The organism is Thermomicrobiales bacterium, from assembly GCA_023954495.1.
Classification (GTDB): Bacteria; Chloroflexota; Chloroflexia; order Thermomicrobiales; family CFX8; genus JAMLIA01.
The window spans coordinates 16,666-34,135 of sequence record JAMLIA010000030.1 but is presented as its reverse complement, the minus strand read 5'-3'; the positions used below and the strand labels follow the sequence as shown (position 1 = coordinate 34,135).

Annotated in this window: 15 protein-coding genes; 7 read left to right on the top strand and 8 right to left on the bottom strand. The window is 63.4% G+C overall.

The annotated features are described in order from the left end of the window. Window positions 1-1,190 (bottom strand): hypothetical protein (locus M9890_07955; GenBank protein MCO5176884.1); only part of this gene is annotated, 1,190 nt, incomplete at its 3' end. A gap of 238 nt (window positions 1,191-1,428) precedes the next feature. On the opposite strand from M9890_07955, the gene M9890_07950 reads away from it, so the two are divergent. The 4 genes from M9890_07950 (at window position 1,429) to M9890_07935 (ending at window position 4,552) form a co-directional block, all read left to right on the top strand. Next, on the top strand, window positions 1,429-1,716 hold the full coding sequence (locus tag M9890_07950) for a hypothetical protein (protein ID MCO5176883.1): 288 nt from the start codon (window positions 1,429-1,431) through the stop codon (window positions 1,714-1,716). Window positions 1,717-1,881: 165 nt separating this feature from the next. Next, entirely contained in the window at window positions 1,882-2,199 is a 318-nt protein-coding gene (locus M9890_07945; protein ID MCO5176882.1) for a hypothetical protein, read from the top strand. A gap of 29 nt (window positions 2,200-2,228) precedes the next feature. After that, entirely contained in the window at window positions 2,229-2,585 is a 357-nt protein-coding gene (locus M9890_07940; GenBank protein MCO5176881.1) for a hypothetical protein, read from the top strand. 137 nt (window positions 2,586-2,722) lie between these two features. Further along, window positions 2,723-4,552 carry a hypothetical protein gene (locus M9890_07935; GenBank protein ID MCO5176880.1) on the top strand — a complete coding sequence of 610 codons (1,830 nt, stop codon included), beginning with the start codon at window positions 2,723-2,725 and terminating at the stop codon, window positions 4,550-4,552. On the opposite strand, the gene M9890_07930 is transcribed toward M9890_07935, so the two are convergent. The 6 genes from M9890_07930 to M9890_07905 form a co-directional block, all read right to left on the bottom strand. After that, complete coding sequence (locus M9890_07930; protein ID MCO5176879.1) at window positions 4,474-4,758, bottom strand: hypothetical protein; 285 nt, start codon at window positions 4,756-4,758, stop codon at window positions 4,474-4,476. The genes M9890_07935 and M9890_07930 overlap by 79 nt on opposite strands. Then, window positions 4,749-6,059, bottom strand: coding sequence for a hypothetical protein (locus tag M9890_07925; GenBank protein ID MCO5176878.1), 1,311 nt, complete (start codon window positions 6,057-6,059; stop codon window positions 4,749-4,751). The genes M9890_07930 and M9890_07925 overlap by 10 nt, the downstream gene beginning before the upstream one ends. A gap of 33 nt (window positions 6,060-6,092) precedes the next feature. Then, window positions 6,093-6,287, bottom strand: coding sequence for a hypothetical protein (locus M9890_07920; protein MCO5176877.1), 195 nt, complete (start codon window positions 6,285-6,287; stop codon window positions 6,093-6,095). 187 nt (window positions 6,288-6,474) lie between these two features. Then, complete coding sequence (locus M9890_07915) at window positions 6,475-7,749, bottom strand: right-handed parallel beta-helix repeat-containing protein (protein MCO5176876.1); 1,275 nt, start codon at window positions 7,747-7,749, stop codon at window positions 6,475-6,477. A 289-nt stretch (window positions 7,750-8,038) separates the two neighbouring features. Further along, window positions 8,039-8,446: a PxKF domain-containing protein gene (locus M9890_07910; GenBank protein MCO5176875.1), complete on the bottom strand. Its 408-nt coding sequence runs from the start codon at window positions 8,444-8,446 to the stop codon at window positions 8,039-8,041. Window positions 8,447-8,507: 61 nt separating this feature from the next. Next, complete coding sequence (locus M9890_07905) at window positions 8,508-9,980, bottom strand: hypothetical protein (protein MCO5176874.1); 1,473 nt, start codon at window positions 9,978-9,980, stop codon at window positions 8,508-8,510. 255 nt (window positions 9,981-10,235) lie between these two features. Here M9890_07905 and M9890_07900 point away from each other — a divergent pair, with 255 nt between their 5' ends. The 3 genes from M9890_07900 (at window position 10,236) to M9890_07890 (ending at window position 15,072) form a co-directional block, all read left to right on the top strand. Continuing rightward, window positions 10,236-12,668: a helix-turn-helix domain-containing protein gene (locus M9890_07900; protein MCO5176873.1), complete on the top strand. Its 2,433-nt coding sequence runs from the start codon at window positions 10,236-10,238 to the stop codon at window positions 12,666-12,668. 93 nt (window positions 12,669-12,761) lie between these two features. Beyond that, a complete protein-coding gene (locus M9890_07895) occupies window positions 12,762-13,268 on the top strand; it encodes a DinB family protein (GenBank protein MCO5176872.1) in 507 nt (168 codons plus the stop codon). Between the two features lie 1,642 nt (window positions 13,269-14,910). Continuing rightward, window positions 14,911-15,072, top strand: coding sequence for a hypothetical protein (locus M9890_07890; GenBank protein MCO5176871.1), 162 nt, complete (start codon window positions 14,911-14,913; stop codon window positions 15,070-15,072). A gap of 60 nt (window positions 15,073-15,132) precedes the next feature. Here the strand turns inward: M9890_07890 and M9890_07885 are convergent, their stop codons facing one another. Beyond that, the gene (locus M9890_07885) at window positions 15,133-17,076 is read right to left on the bottom strand and encodes a peptide ABC transporter substrate-binding protein (protein ID MCO5176870.1); all 1,944 of its coding nucleotides are present in this window, start codon (window positions 17,074-17,076) and stop codon (window positions 15,133-15,135) included. Window positions 17,077-17,470 lie beyond the last annotated feature (394 nt).

The following is a 17,470-nucleotide window of genomic DNA, read 5'->3' as shown; positions in this document are numbered from 1 at the left end:
GTCGGCGTGATGACCGGCGCGGTGCTGTCCGGCGCAATCGCTCCGCTGTCGAACGCGCCGCTATCGCAGGTCGTCGTCGGGCGGGTGTAGCCGCGCTGATCGAGGCCGTTGACCGGGGCTGCGGCACAGGCCGCAAGGACGCCAGCACCGATGGCGACCGAGTTCTCGCCGAGGGCAAGAGTCTGCGTCGGGCCGCCGTTGTCAGCCAGCGCGTCGACGTCGAGGTCGGTGAGATTGATCTGAGTACCGATCGGGTTGACATGTGAATCATTTGATGCACAGGAATCGTCGCTCAGAAGATTCCCGCCGTTGTCAATCGGGTTGATTCCATTACTACTATCGACGGCGCACTCGCCCTTTGTGTAGCTCACCATGATGGTGTTCGTCATGGTGAGTGTGGAGCCAGAGGTGGGGAAGAGCAGGCTGTTTCCGTACATGTAGTCGTCGCGATAACCCCACGTCGCCTGGTTTCCGTAGAACGTGCTATTGGTCAGCGTCACGTCGCCGTTGGCAAGCATTGCGCCGCCAGCGCCAGCGGTGTTCCCAGTCAGCGTGCTGTTGGTCAAGCTGACTTGTTCACCACTAAAGTCGATCGCACCAGCTGCCCAGCCTGAAGAGTTATTGCTCAGTGTGCTCCCATAGATCGTGAGCGAACCGCTGATGGAAAGCGCGCCGCCATACAGTTGCTGGACGGAGTTGCCATTCAGCGTACTGTCGACGATGGTCGTCGTCACGTTGTATCCGTAGATCGCACCACCACTATAGTCAGCATGATTCTCATCAAGGACGCTGCTCGTCACGGTCAGAACGCTGCCAGAAGCTGCATAGATTGCGCCGCCATCCAGGTATGCACTAGAGAAGCCATGGGTCAGGTGCAGGCCGATCAGCGACACGGTACCGGACACAGTGAAGATGCGCACGGCGTCGTTACCGTCGAGCGTGACGTCAAAGCCGTTGCCATCGAGCGTGACGTCGGCCAGCGCGATCGTGCTCGTCAGCGTGATGCTCGTGTTGCAACTGAACAGCATCGTGCCGCCGGGGCCGGCAGCACCGATGGCAGCTTCCAGCATGGCCTGGTTTGACGGACAGAACAGAACCGTGCCTGCCGCCTGCGCTGGCAGCGCGGCCCAGGTGAATGTCGCCAGGGTCATGCCCAGCGTCAGCATGATCCGGAGGACTTTCCTTGACATAGTCTTTCCCTTCCAGGATGAGGACAAACAGAATCAGCGTCAGCCGGGATTTTCCTGTACGAAGGTACACGATTCCACCCGCTGCCGGAAGCAGCAGTGAGCCATTGCGCTATCATCTGGGTGTCGCGTGCGACAACGCCAGTCAGATCACTACAGATAGTGTCTGGAATTCACCGGTGCGATAGAACGGTCAATACTCGCACACTGGTTATACATTCAGTCGGGAGATGGGCGCACGATGCCCAGAGAGTCAGCATCGCCGCTCACATTTGGGCAACTCCTTCGTCACTACCGCCGCCGTGCCGGGCTCCGCAGGTTGAGCTTGCGGATCGCGCGGGCTGACGGCCTCGGCGATCAGCGCGCTGGAACGCGGCATTCGCACGCATCAGTGCCCATCCTTTTGCGGCAGCTCGCTGACGGACTGAACCTGACCGGCAGCGAACGCGCCGACCTGCTCGGCTCGGCGCAACAGGCGCGCATCGTCGAGCCGGAGCCGGGGCGACCCGAGACCCTGGCACGGTCGTGACATCGGCACGTGGCGCGGTCAGCGTACCGGCGACGCCGCTCATTGGGCGTTCGAGCGAGATGGCCGCACTACGTGCCAGGTTGAGCGCGCCAACCGACAAGCGCTTGCTCACGCTGGCCGGCTTTGCCGGGATCGGCAAGACGCGGCTGGCGCTTGCATCTGGCCATGGAAGCCGCAACGGATTTTCCGGACGGCATCTGGTTTGTCCAGCTTGCGCCGCTCGATGAAGCCGAGCAGGTGGCGACAGTCGTGGCACTCACGCTGGATCTGCGCGAGGCGCCGGACGAACCGCTCGTCGAACGCATCATCGCCTTCCTGGGATCGCGCCACGCGCTGCTTGTGCTGGACAACTGCGAGCACGTCCTCAGCGGCTGCGCGGAGCTGGCCGATGGCTGCTCGCGCCTGCTGTCTCCGTATCATCGCGACCAGCCGTACCCCGCTCCACATCGCCGGGGAGCAGATCTGGCGCATTCATCCGCTTGAGACCCCACAAACCGACCGCGCACTGACGATTGGAGCAACTAGCCGCCATCCCGGCGATTCAGCTGTTCGTCAATCGAGCCGAGGTCATCGTGCCGCAGTTCGAGCTGACTGAGCACAACGCGGACGCCATCGCTGACATCTGCGTCCGCCTCTCGGGCGTGCCGCTGGCGATCGAGCTGACGGCGGCGCTGCTGCGGGTGTTGAGCATCGAGCAGGTCACGACGCGCCTGGCGGACGTGCTGTCCGAAGATCGGGCAAACGGACCGGCACACCCAGCCGCCATCAGTCGGTGCAGGCAGCGCTGGAGTGGGCTACTCGCTGCTCAGCGCCCCGGAGCAACGGTTGTTCGAGCGCCTGGCGATCTTCCGCGGCGGCTGCGACCTTGAGTCTGCCGAGGCGGTCTGCGCCGGCAACGATCTGCCAGTCAGGCAGGTACTCGGGCTGCTGCCGCAACTGGTGGATCAGTCATTGATTCAGGTTGATCGTAGCGGTCCGGTAACGCTGCTAATACCTGCTGGAGCCGGTGCGGCTGTTCGCCGACGAACGACTCGCGGCATCGGGAGATCGGCACATCGTCGCTGCCCGACACGCCGCCGCCTTCACGGCGCTGGCGCTCCGCAGCGCGCCGGAGCTGAATGGCGGGCAGGTCGACTGGCTGCTGAAGCTGGATCGCGATACCGAGAACATGCACGCCGCGCGCTGGCTCAGCGACGGCGATATGACGACCGAGGGGCTGCGGCTGGCGGTCGCGCTTGCGCCGTTCTGGTCGGTGCGCAGCTATCTCAGCGAGGGCCGTCGGCTGAACCCGTTGCTGGCGCGGCGCGACGAGTCGGTACCGCTGCCGCTGCGCATGGCGGGGCTGCTGCGTAGCGGCGAGCTGGCGCGAGCGGCGAAGGCGCTGCTGGACGAGGCGCTGGAGACGCTGAACGCGTGCTGCCGACTGGCGGAGCAGCTCGACGACCAACGCACGCTGGCCGAAGCGCTGATCGGCTCGGCATCGTCAAGCGGCGGGGGCGACATCCGCGCAGCCGCGGATGTAACTGAAGCGGGGCTGGCAATCGCACAGCGACTGGACGACCGGCAGGTCATCGCGTTTGGCCTGCTGAATCTCGGAGTCACGCTCGTTTACGCCGAGGAGCTGGCGAGCGGGCTGGCGGCGCTCGACGACAGCCTGGCTATGAGATCGCTGGGCAACACGCGGTTCGTCGCCATCTCGTCGCGACGATGCGCGGCGGGGCGGCAAACGTCGCCACCGATTACACGCGGGCCGCAGACTTGTTCCGCGAGGACTGGCCGGGGCTGGCGCGGTCGGCGACCGGGCCTTCACAGCAGCAACCTGCGTATGGTCGCGTCACTCATCGCCGAACGTCAGCCGGAAGATGCGGCCCAACTCATTGGAGCCTCCTACACCCTACGGGAGACACTCAAGGCGAAGGCTGACCTGCTCGGGGAGCGCACGAACGAGGCGACGATCTCCACGATTCGGCGCCAGCTCTCGTCGGCGCGGATCGACGCCGCCATATCCAGCGGCTACATGCTCACGATCGAGCAGGCGCAATCGACGGCGATGGCCGCGCTCGATCGGCATCCGCCATGCTCGCTGCCGACCCTGACTTGCCAACGGTTCACTGACGATCGCCGCCGGATACAACGAACCGCGGCCAGCGTCGGTGACATCGGCCGCGGTTCCGGGTTCGTGCGAACGAATAGGGCTAGTTCCTCCTTCGCTGGCGAGTTGAACGTCGCTTCGTGCGAAGTGCCGTCGGCCAGCGTGACCGTCAGCACCCGGCAGGTGCGTGCCCACGAGCGCGGCGTCGTCCAGATGAACAGGTACTGGTCAGTCCGTCCCAGACTGACGACGCCAATGTTGAACAACGATCCGGCACTGACTTCACCAACACCCGGTGCGTTACTTTCAACTGCGCGAGGTGATGCTGGTAACGGCGTCGCGTCCCTGGTTGCCATCGATCGAGAACAGGACCGGCACCGGCAGCAGGGGCGATCAGGTGGTCGCCTTCGGCTGGTTCTTCACCACGCCGCTGAAGCCATTCCAGTCATACTGCACGGAGTAGGTCGCCGAGGCTGCTGCCGCTGTGTTGCCCGCGTTGTCCGTCGCACCAGCGCAGGTGACGATGTCGCCGACCGGTCCGCCTGTCGTGCTGACGGTGGCCTGTGTCGCGACACCGGAGGTGGCGTCGGTCGTCGTGCAGCCGACGGCTGGGATCACGTCGCCGAGCGTGTAGACCGCGCCATCGGCGATGCCCGTGACGCTCACTACCGGGGCGGTGGCGTCGCGACCGATGGTGACATCGACCTGTGCTGCAGCACCGCCGGAGGTGGCCGAGCAGGGTAGGTCGTCTCGGCCTGATCGGCGGTGATGGTCTGGTTCGCGCAGCCGACCTGCGACAGCGTGTCAGGCGTTTCCGGCTCAGTCACGGTCCAGGTGGCAGGCGTGACTGTTCCGCTGTACCAGCCGTTCGCGCCATCAGGCGTGGCGGGATCGAGCGTGTAGCCGATGATCGGTGCGCTGCTGTCCGTGACGGTATACGTCACGGACACGCTACCGGTGTTACCGGCGTTGTCCGTTGCTCCGGCGCAGGTCGCGGTGATCGGTCCGAGCGGCCCACCGCTGGTGCTAAAAGCGTCGCGTCGGTGGCAACGCCAGATGTGGCGTCAACTGTCGTGCAGCCTGCTGCCGGGACGGAACCGGCGACGTACGACGCACCATCTGCCACGCCGGTGACGCTGACGACCGGTGCCGTCGCGTCGCGCTTGATCGTGACCGACTGGCTGCTCGTGCCACCAGCACTGGTCGCTTCGCAGGTGAGCGTCGCGCCGGTGGTGTCGGTGTCAAGCGTTGTGGTGTCGCAGCCAGCCGAGGCGCTGATGGGAGACTCGTCTTCGACGGTCCAACTGACCGTGATGTCGCTGCTGTACCAGCCGTTGGCAGCGTCGGGCGTTGCCGGGTCGAGGGTCGGCGTGATCACCGGGGCAGTGTCATCAATGACGGTGTAGTGCACACCTATCTGCCGTGTGTTGCCGTAGACGTCTTTAGCGGAACAGATTGCCACCACCGTTCCGAGCGGCCCGCCGTCATAGGTCAGCGTTGGGAAGCCGTCGGCCATACCGGAGGTCGCGTCGGTCGCCTCGCAAACCGGCACCGGCACCGCACTCAGTGGATAGATCGCGTCGGCAGTCAGGCCCGTGAATGTCATATCGGGCGCAGTTTTGTCGTTCCCAAAGGTGATCGTGACCGGTCCGGCTGTGCCACCCGCAGATGTTGCCGAACAACTGAAGGTCGTGATCGGTAGATCGCCGGTGATGATCTGATCTTCACAACCATCCAGAACAAGGGTATCCGGCGATTCCGGTTCAGTAACGACCCAGGTGAGCGTGAGATTATTGCCGTACCACCCGTTGACCGGCACGGTGCCGTTGGTGTCGAAGATGTAGGTGATGCTCGGCGCTGTGGTGTCGACGATGTTGTAGGTGACGGAGACCGCTGCCGCAGTGTTCCCGGCGTTGTCCGTTGCGCCTGAGCAGGTAACGGTAATAGAGCCGCTGGGACCTCCACTCGTCGAGAGCGTTGCGTTGGTTGCGACGCCAGAGAGTGCGTCTAGCGTTGTGCAACCCGCCTCGGGAACAGTACCAGGAAGATAGGACGATCCATCGCTCGGACCAAAATACAAGACCGTCGGCGGGGTGGCATCACGCTTGAACGTGACCGACTGGCTGCTGGTGCCGCCCTCACTGGTCGCCTCGCAGGTCAGTGTCGTGCCGATAGTGTCCGCGGTGACTGTCGTGGCGTTGCAGCCGGTTGAGGATATGATGGTCGACTCGTCGATAACGCTCCAGGTCACTGTCACGTCACTGGTATACCAGCCATTTGCACCTTAGGTACCGCTGACGGTCGGGGTGATGACCGGGCCGGTCGTGTCGACAAAGTCCGCAGTGCTGTCATATGCGCCGCTGTCGCAGGTCGTCGTCTGACGGATATAACCACGCTGGTCAAGGCCGTTGACCGGGTCAGCGTTACAGGCTGCTGATACGCCTGCGCCGATGGCGACCGAGTTCTCACCGAGAGCCACCGTCTGCGTCGGTTTGTGCTGCAATCAGCTTCGGAACGGAGCCAGCAACATATGACGCGCCGTCGCTGACGCCGGTGACACTGACGACCGGAGCTGTCGCGTCGCGCTTGATCGTGACGGATTCGCTGCTGCTCCCGCCAGCACTGGTGGCCCTCACAAGTGTAGGTCGTGCCGGTGGTGTCCTCCGTTATCGTCGTCGCTTCGCAGCCGGTTGAGAACTGACGGTCGATTCGGCATCAACGACACTCCACGAGACATCAACGTCACTGGTGTACCAGCCGCTCTCACCAAGCGTCCCGCTGATCGTCGGGGTGATCGTCGGGGCGGTGGTGTCTGGAGGCGTGCCTGTATCGAACGCGCCACTGTCACACGTCATCGTCAGACGGGCAGAGCCGCGCTGGTCAACGCCGTTGATCGGATCGGCGTTGCAGACATCCGAGTCGCCCGCGCCGATAGCAACTGAGCCGTTCCCGAGCGCGATTGTCTGCGTTGGGCCACCGTTGTCGGCAAGTGGGCCGAGCTTGAGGTTTGCCAGGCTGGCGAAGGTACCGATGCCACATGACGAGTCGTTCGCCAAGTTGCCGCCCAGGTCATTGACCGTCGGCGCGTAGGGAAATACACAGGTGGTGCTTGGCCCTCCTCCAGCGAAGATACTGTTGGTTGCATTCAGGGTCGCGGCTGCGTCGAACATGATGGTGCTGCCGTATCTGGCGCTATTTCCCGCGAGCGTGCTATTGGTGATCTCCAGAACTGATGAACTCAAACCGATCTTGATAGCGCCTCCGATGTCGGCACTATTGCCACTCAAGGTGCTATTGGAGATGCTCAGCCGGGAGAAGGATCCGAGGATGGCCCCACCATTCATCGAGACATTATTGTTGATCGTACTGCGATCGATGACCAGTGTCCCACTACCGAAGATGGCACCTCCATAACCGTATTGGCCGCCGGTTGGCGTGATCTCTTTGGCGACGTTATCGCTTATGGTGCTGTCAACGATGGTTATGGAGCCACCTGAAGCAAAGATAGCTCCACCATGCGACAATACATGATTACCACTCAACGTGCTGTTAGCGATCCTTAGCGTACTGTTCTTATCCGCGTAGATCGCGCCAGCGGTACTGCCAAAGCCATTGACGATGTGCAGACCGATCAGCGACACCGTGCCGAAGACGGAGAAGACACCTACGGCGTTGTTGCCGTCGATCGTCACGTCGAAGCCGTTGCCATCGATAGTCACATCGCCCAGCAAGAGCTTGTCGGCCAACGTGATATGCGCATCGCATGTAAACAACACCGTGCCGCCATAACGTGCTGCGATCAGAGCGGCCCGCACCGCCATCTCGTCTGCCGGACAGACCGGCACGGTTGCTCCGTCCGCCGATGCCGACGGTACTAACCAGCTGAATGTCGTCAGCACCATCCCCAGCACGAGGATGGTGCGTCCAAGCCGTTTGATCATGCCTGCACCCTGTCGTTCCACGCTGCTCTCCAACACCACGCACCACACCACCTGACGTTCGGCCGCCAGTCGGGCCGCGCAACACGCAGCACCTCCCACACGGGCAGCGGCGATTCAACGAACGCTCCGGTCAATGACAGAAGTCTGTCGTGATTCAGCCTGCGCGGGAACGGACGGAACCCGCACAGAACCCGCACGCTTGCCGCACACTTTGGACACCGATCAATCTAAGGCCACTGGCCGGTGTCGATCGACGCCGGCCAGTGGGTGCGTAGAGGGCGATGGTTATCTAACGGAAGTTGAACGTCGCTTCGTGGCTTGTGCCGTCGGCCAGCGTGACGGTCAGCACGCGGCACGTACGTGCCCACGAGCGTGGCGTCGTCCAGATGAACAGGTACTGGTCAGTGCGTCCCAGGCTGACCACACCGATGTTGAACAGTGACCCGGCGCTGACCTCACCAACACCCGGTGCGTTGCTGCAACTCCGGGAGGTGATGCTGGTGATGGCGTCGCGTCCCTGGTTGCCGTCGATGGTGAACATGACCGGGACCGGCAGCAGGGCGATCCAGGTGGTCGCCTTCGGCTGGTTCTTGACCAGTCCGCTGAAGCCCTCCCAGTCGTAGTGCACCGCGTACGTGATCGAGGCTGATGCGGTATTGCCCGCGTTGTCCGTTGCACCGGAGCAGGTGACGGTCATCTCGCCGACCGGTCCGCCTGTCGTACTGACGGTGGCCTGTGTCGCGACACCAGAGGTGGCGTCATCCGTCGTGCAACCAACCGTCGGGATCGTATCGCCGAGCGTGTAGACCGCTCCATCGGCGATGCCGGTGACGCTGACTGCTGGTGCGGTGGCGTAACGTGATCTGGCGGACTGTGCTGGTGCCGCCAGCGCTGGTCGCCTCGCAGGTGAAGGTCGTGCCGGTGGTGTCTGTGGTAACCGTCGTCGCTTCGCAGCCAGTCGAGGCGCTGATGGCCGACTCGTCATCGACGACGCTCCACGAGACAGCGACGTCGCTGGTGTACCAGTCGTTCGCGCCGAGCGTGCCGTTCACCGTCGGCGTGATGACCGGCGCGGTGCTGTCCGGAGCGGCTGCACCGCTGTCGAACGCGCCGCTATCGCAGGTCGTCGTCGGGCGAGTGTAGCCGCGCTGGTCGAGGCCGTTGACCGGGGCTGCGGCACAGGCCGCCAGGACGCCAGCACCGATGGCGACCGAGTTCTCGCCGAGCGCGATGGTCTGCGTCGGGCCGCCGTTGTCAGCCAGCGCGCCGAGGTCGAGGTCGGCAAGGGTGACGACAGTGCCGATCGGGTCGTAGTGATAGTCATTTGATGCACAGGAGTCGTCGGTCAGAAGATTGCCGCCGTTGTCAACCGGGTTGATTCCGCCATCGGTGGCGCACTCACCTTTTGTGGAGCTGACCATGATGGTGTTCGTCATGGTGAATGTGGAGCCACTGGGGAAGTACAGGCTGTTACCGTACTTGTAGCCGTCGCCGTAACCCCACGTCGCCTGGTTTCCGTAGAACGTGCTATTGAGCAGCGTCACGTCGCCATTGACTCTGATCGCTCCGCCAACGTCTGCGGTGTTGCCCGTCAGCGTGCTATTCGCGATGGTGATGCTCCCACCATCAAAGTTGATTGCACCGCCCGTATCGATCGCTGTGTTGCCACTCAGTGTGCTGCCCGTGATTGTGATTGCGGTATTAGCAGCTGCAATCGCACCACCCCAAGAGCCCGTGTTGCCGCTCAGTGTGCTGCCAGTGATTGTGAGCGTGGCGTTGGAAGCGTAAACTGCACCGCCGTCCCGATCAGCTCTATTCCCATCGAACACACTGCCCGTCACCGTCAGGACACTTCCGGAAGCTGCATTGATCGCGCCACCATACTGGTTCTGCCCAGAGTCGCCATTGACCAGCTTCAGGCCAGCCAGTGAGACGGTGCCGGATACAGTGAAGATGCGCACGGCGTCGTTGCCGTCGAGCGTGACGTCAAAGCCGTTGCCATCGAGCGTCACATCGGCCAGTGCGATTGTGCTGGTCAGTGTGAGTGCCGTATCGCAGGTGAATAGCACCGTGCCGCCACTCCCGGCACTGGCAATAGCCGCTTCCAGCGCGGCCTGATCGGTCGGACAGACCGGGATCGTGGACGCCGCAGCCGCCGGAAGTGCGGCCCAGCTGAATGTGGCCAGCATCATCCCCAGCGTCAGGACGATCCGAAGGACTCTTCGTGACATACCGTTTCCTTTCCACGGACAGATTCAAACCACGAATACACGCCAACCGGAGCAACAGAGATGACAAGGGCGCAAGAAGACGCCCGGTGCATGACGCAGCGGTGAAACATTGCGCTATCATCTGGGCATCGCGTGCGAAACCGCTTGCCCGGTCGATACCGCAAGTATCTGACGCTTCCCAGACGAGCGGAACGGACGGAACCCGCACGGAACCCGCACACTTGCCGCACACTTTGGATAGGAGACGGGCGCCAGATGCACGATCGAGCAGCGCCCGGGGCCACGTTTGGCGAACTCCTCCGGTTCTTTCGCCGTCGACTTGGCCTGAGCCAGCCCGAGCTAGCCGAACGCTCGGGCTTGACCGTCTCGGCGATCAGCGCGCTGGAGCGCGGCGTGCGCGGACGTCCCTACCCATATACCGCCCGCCAGCTTGCCGATGGACTGGAGCTTGACGATGTCGATCGCGATCAGTTCCTGAATACCGCCACACGTCCGCCCAGCGCCGAGGCCACACCGCCGCAACCAGCACCTGCGCCAGCGAGTGGCGCGCACCCGCCCGTCCCACCATCACCGCTGATCGGCCGCGCAGACGATCTGGCCAGCCTGCGAACCCGGATCAGCCGCCCAACGTCCAGCCGACTGACGACGCTGACGGGATTGGCCGGGATGGGAAAGACCCGCCTGGCGCTCCAACTGGCGTCCGAGGTCGGCCCGACGTTCCCCGATGGTGTCTGGTTCGTCAGGCTGGCTCCGATTGATGACCCGGCCGATGTCGCGCGGGCGGTCGCCGAGATCTGCGGTGTTCGCGAAGTGCTGGGCGAGCAACTGATTGATCGGTTGGTCGGCTTCCTCCAGCAGCGCCACGCACTGCTCATCCTCGACAACTGCGAACACCTGACCGACACCTGTGCCGAGCTGCTGCGCAGATTGCTTGCCGGTTGCCCAACGCTCAGCCTGATCGCCACCAGCCGCGAGCCGTTTCACATCGCCGGAGAGCAGATCTGGCGGCTCGCGCCGCTGGCTGTGCCGCCGATGGAAACGACGATCAGCGCCGAGCAGATCGCGAGTGTCGCGGCGGTGCGGCTGTTTGTCGAGCGCGCGCAAGGCGTTGACGCGCACTTCCAGCTGACTGACGAGAACGCCGCTGCGGTTGCCGACATCTGCGTCCGGCTGGAGGGCATCCCGCTGGCGATCGAGCTGGCGGCGTCGTGGGTGCGTGTGCTGAAGGTCGAGCAGGTCGCGGCCCGGCTGGCCGACATGATCACGATCGTGCCCGGTGGCAGCCGCACGAATCGCGGCCGCCAGCAGACGCTGCTGGCCGCGCTCGAATGGCGCTACCGCCTGCTGCAAACGCAGGAGCAACGCCTGTTCGAGCGGCTGTCCGTCTTCCGTGGCGGTGCGGACCGTGAGGTGGTTGAGGCGGTCTGCCATGGCGACGACCTGCCCGGGCCGGTCATCCTCGGCCTGATGGCGCAGCTCGTCGACAAATCGCTCGTGCAGGTCGAGGACGGCGGCGCGGTCGCTCGCTATCGGCTGCTGGAGCCGGTCCGGCTCTTCGCTGCAGATCGACTGGCTGCCAACGGCGAAGTCGAGACGGTTGCGGCGCGGCATGCAGATGCGTTCCGGGCGCTTGCCGAGCAGGCGGCTGAGGATCTGGAAGGCCCGCAGCAGATCGACTGGCTGCAGCGACTCGACCGCGATCAGGACAATATCCGCACGGCCCTGCGCCGCTTCGCCGAGCATGACGACGCACAGAGCGGGCTGCGCATGGCGGTGGCACTCTCTCCGTTCTGGTCAATCCGTGGGCACACTGGCGAGGGCCGCCGCTGGCTGGAAGCGATGCAGGCGCTGCCCAGCGCGGCGACGATCACGCCGAACCTGCGCGCCAGAGTGCTGCTGCGATCTGGCGATCTGGCAATCTGGCAACTGGACCTCGATGTCGCCATCGAGATCCTGGAAGCGACGATGGCGCTGGCGAGTGAGATCGGCGATGGGTCGACGCTGAGCGAGGCACTTTCGTGGCTCAGCACGATTCTCTGGCGGCGGGGCGATACGGACGGCGCGATCGATGCGCTCAATCGCGCGCTGGAGGTTGCACGCCCGATCAACGACCAGCCTGCGATCGCACTGGCGCTGTTGAGCTTCGGTCTCGCCACCGCCAACGTCAACGACCTGACGACAAGCCGGGCGTGTTTTGAAGACAGCCTCGCGCGTTACATCGCGCTGGGGAATCCGCGCTACATCGCCATTGCCAACACGTTGCTCGGGGAAGTACTGCGTCGACTCGGCGAGATCAAGCTCGCCAGACAGTGCCTCCGCGCTGGCCTGATCGGCCACCTCGCTGTCGGCGATCAGGCGTTTCTGCTCGTCAGCCTCTGGCAGATCGCGACGTTGGTTGCCGCCGAGCAGCCGGAACGGGTCGCCCGCCTCCTCGGCGCGGTGCAAACGATGCACGCCGCCCACGGAGCGGGGCAGTCGATTCGCAGCGCGCTGAACTCGGTTGTGGAGACGATGCAGCGCACCGACGCCGAAGACACGCTTGCCACACTGCAGGCGCTGCTGCCGCCCGAGGTACTCGGTCGCGCCGTTGTCGAGGGGCGCGCGATGACGATCGAGCAGGCCGGTGCAGAGGCACTGGCGGCGGTCGACGCACTCAGCCGCGTCATGGATCGCATCCTGAACAACTGACCGTCCCCTCGCGAGCGTCTGTTACCATCGCCGTAGGCCGCCCTTCCGTTCGCCCGACATGCAATCCTGCTCTCAACAGTGAAAGGACGACTTGTGAACGACGGACTCATCGACGCCTTTCGACATAACGCCTGGGCGACAGACCAGGTGCTTGCTGCCTGTCGCGAACTTTCAGACGAGCAACTGAACTCGGAAGTGGCCGGCACATTCGGCAGCACCATTTCCATGCTGCGGCATATCATCGGGTCGGAGGGCAGCTACTATCGGCGGCTTTCCGGCGAAACACCGGACTGGTACTCGGACGCGATCGAGACCGCCGGCATCGACGAGCTGGCTTCGCACGCTGCCGACATGGCCGGGCGCTGGGCCCGCCTCCTGGAGACCCCGTTTGATGCCGAACACATCCACGTCGTCCAGTGGGATGGTGGTATCCAGCGTGACGTGCCGTCGGGCGTCATCCTGACGCAGGCCCTGCACCACAGCAACGAGCACCGCACACAGATCTGCACGACACTCACCCAGATCGGCGCTGCGTGCCCGCAGCTTGGCGTCTGGGAGTTTGCCGAAGACACGAACCGCGCGCCGGTGCATAGCGAATAGCGTCGGGGAGGGGCACCAGCAGTAGCATGGTGTGCGAACAACTCAGCTTCATATGCTGCGTGGAAAACGTCCGCTAAACAACGCACGCAGACCAACCGCGCACTGTCCCGGAGATCGTGGGCGGTGGGTCCGCGTCACTCAATGTCCCGCCGACATGGCTATGCAGCGATTACGTTGCTCTAAATACATTGTCAATGTCGAGTTGTCCAATCGGTAACCTACCCTTTAGCCTGTCATCTCGAACCACAGTGAGAGATCTCCCATCCGTTCGACTCAGTCCAACGCAGGAGAGATTTCTCGGCTGCGCGGGTGCCCTCCGGGCGTGAAATGACAGAGGACGGGGCAGGCTGCCGATCTGACGACTTGACATTGACAACGTGCTCGGAATAACAGAACAAGAGGGATGCGACCGATCGAGCAATCAGACATTCCAACGTCCAACTATCGCGCTCGCAGGCCGGTACCCACGATCCAAAATGTAGGGGCGTATCGCATACGCCCGTTTGGCCCTCGACCCGTTCCGATCGGCAGCCACGGTGTCCGGGGGTGAACCTGCTGGATGGCCACGTATCGCATACGCCCGTTTGGCCCTCGACCCGCTCAACCGGCAGCCACAATGCTCCGGCGAACCTACTGGATGGCCGCGTATGTGGCGTTCTAGCCGGGCGTATGCGATACGCCCCTCACATTTGGGGTGGCGAACCAACGTAGAACCCCGCGCCCAGCACGCTAATCTTCGAGCGGGAGTGATCGCCTCACAGCGATGGACAAGCCTGTTTCATGTCCACAAAGGGTTTGCGCGCCGTTTGTTCTGCTGCGTCGTCCTGCACATCCACGGCGGGGCGTCGCCTCCCGGCGATGACAGCCAGCGCTGTCCCACCTGGACAGATTCACTGTGCTCGACAATTCAGCATACGGAGTGTGCTGCCGCGGCGATTAAAGCACAGGCAGCAGCAGGGTATGGTCAGAACGGTAGATTTCCGTGGACATGCTCGAGATGGAGCCGCACTCTGACAGATACATCACAGTTCTCTGAGTACATCGAGGTATGTCGGAGCTGGAGGAATACGACCAGGAGAACGGACCGAATGGGCCAGAGATCCTGCCTCTATCTGGAGTTGGCACGGCAGGACCGGCGGCCCGGTGCTCGATCTGGCCTGCGGCACCGGCTACCTGACGATCCCACTGGCACAGAGCGGTCTGTCTGCCGTCGGCGTCGACCTCGCGCCGGAGATGCTCGACCATGCACGCAGCAAATCGGGCAACCTGCCGATCGACTGGGTGCTGGCCGATTGCCGGACGTTCGAGCTTGGCCGCCAGTTCAAGCTGGTGACGATGACCGGCAACGCCTTTCAGGAGTTCCGCACCCGTGCTGATCTGGAGGCGCTGCTCGAGACTGTCCGGCGACACCTCGCGCCGGACGGGCTGTTCAGCTTCGACACGCGCTTCCCGCAGATGTCCGACCTGCTAACACCGGAGTCGCTGTCGGGCGAGTGGTCACCTGAGACGCCATGGCGCACCTTCGAGGATCGAGCATGGACGGACCGTAACCGTCTCGACACAGCAGCGCTTCGACGCAATCAGCCAGGTTGCCGAATACTTCGTCCTCCGACGCTGGCAGGAAGACGGGCAGGAACAGACGGTGCAGGAACGCGCCGTTCTGCGCTTCATCTTCCCGCAGGAGATGGTGGCGCTGCTGCATTACAACGGCTTCGCCATCCGCGAGGTGTACGGCGACTGGGATCGTCGTCCGCTGGACGGCACCAGCCCACGCATGATCTACGTTTGCTCGCATCGCAGCTGAATAGAAGGAAAGCCCGCCTCGCGATGTGCAAGGCGGGCTCCGTTGAGAGCAGACGCGGGATTACTCCTCCGCGTACCAGTTCTCGATGTCGTAGACCTCCATCTCCCAGGAGGAATCGACGTGGCCCTTGATCCGGTTTGAGAAGCCGGTGAGGCCGTTGCGGTGGACGAGGCCGATGCGGACAACCTCGTTCACGACCAGGTCGTTCATACCAATGAACAGCTCCTGCTGCGTGTCCGGATCGAGTTCGGTCTTGGCCTGCAGCCACAGCTTGTTGTAGTCCTCATTGACCCAGCGGTTGTAGTTGTTGCCAGACCACTGGTTGGACTGCTGAGCGAGGTCCGTCTCCGGCTCGTTCGACTTGAAGCCGGACATGTAATCCAGCGGATACGGGCTGACCGGGCCGTTGGTGAACATGCCGATGTCAGCGTAGAAGTGGGAGATCGTGTCCGGGTTGCCGGCGTCCGACGAGAAGAAGACGCCGGAATCGATCGCACGAAGCTCAACCGAAATACCGATCTGCTCCCAGGACTGCTTGAGGATCTCCTGCGTCTTCTGACGGACCGGATTGACGGTCGTCATGTACGAGAGCGCGAGCTCCTTGCCGTCCTTCTTGCGAGTGCTGCCGTCCAGCACCCAGCCGGCCTCTTCGAGGAGGGATGCGGCCTTGTCGAGGTCGTACTCCATCGAGGTGTTCGGCGAGTCGAAGGATGTCGGGGCGACGAGCGTGTTCGGCGTCGGTGAGCCGGCGTCACCATACAGCTCCGTGGCGATCGTCTCGCGGTCCGACGACACACGGAGCGCGTCGCGGACCGGCTTGTCCTTGAAGATCGGGTGCTCGGTGGACGGCTCGGAACGCGCGCCGTCGACCTCGGTGTTCGGGTCAGCGAAATTCAGCAGCAGCTGCTCGACACTATTGCCCGGTGTGGCAACCAGCACGCCGGTTGAGGCGTTGGCGGCCATCTGCTCGGCGACAGCCTTCTCGATCTGGAGGTTCCAGGAGTAGTCGGTCTCGCCGGACTGCAGCACGGCACGGGCCGCAGCAGTCGCGTCGCCGCCACCCTTGAGCTCGACCTCCGGGAAGAACGGCTTGTCCGGGTTGCGGAAGTTCTCGTTCATCTCGTAGAGGACGGTATCGCCCGGGCGGAATTCTTTGAGCTTGTACGGGCCGGTACCGATCGGGTTCAGGTTGAACGGCGCGTTGCGGGCTTCCGCGCCGAGGACGTCAGCGAGGATGTGCTTCGGCAGCACTGAGCCATTGAATGAGCCGGCGAAGGCGGTGAACCAGGCCGGGTTCGGCTCGGCGTACTTGAAGGTCACTGTGTGGTCGTCAACGACTTCGACTTCCGAAATGGTGTCGTAGTTGGCGAACGTCGTCGCAGCAACATCAATGTTGGTCGCGTACTGCCAGGTGAACTCGACGTCCGCAGCGGTGAACGGCTCGCCGTCCGACCAGACCACGTCCGGCTTGAGCTTCCAGGTGACGCTCATACCGTCGGCAGCGACGCCGCCGTTTTCCAGGGTCGGGATTTCCTCGGCCAGCACTGGATCCAGCGTGCCGTCGGAGTTGAGGTTGGCAAGCGGCTCAAGGATGAGGCGGGCGGCGAGGCCGTCCTTGTCACCCTGCGAGAAGTGCGTGTTGAGGATGGTCGGGGCCTGCCAGACGAGCAGGCGCAGCAGGTCGCCCTGTCCACGGCCACCACCGCTGCCGGTTTCGGCTTCGGTCGCTTCGGCCTCGGGTGTTGAATCGCCCTCAGTCTCGCCTTCGGTGGCTTCGGCTTCCGGCGTCTCACCGGCCGGTTCAGTCGCACTGCCACCAGTATCAGCGGTCGCGGCTGGCGTATCAGTCTCGTCGTCATCGCCGCCGCAGGCGGCCAGCAGACCGGCAATGACCGGCGCGCTCAGGCCCAGCGCGAGGCCGCGCTTCAGAACATCGCGCCGCTTCAGGCGCTTGACGCCGAGCTCACTAACGAGCTCGTCAAGCAATCGATCCTTGGAATCCATCAATGAACCCTTCGGTACATATCAACTGTTCAGATGAAACAGGACTGCGGTTGTCTCAACTCCCTTCGACTCCTCCTCCAGACGATCGTTGTGACGTGCGTCCGCCTGGTCTATCGCGCTGCATGCGTCGCAGACGCAACCCGGTTTCAACGTTGCTGTCGACTGACGGAGAGGCACGGACATTTCGCTTCAATAAGCGGAAGGATTATAACGAAGATGCACGCGAAAAGCGGTGCCTTCAGGCTTTTCTTCAGTTGGAACATGCGCTCGTCCCGGACGAACACCAGGCACCAACAGGCACGTAATCCCCCGCCGTAGCGCCTTCCATTAACTCCACATAACCGCTCTGCGGTCGCACGCAGGGCATGGAGACGGATTTCGCTCCATCCTCATA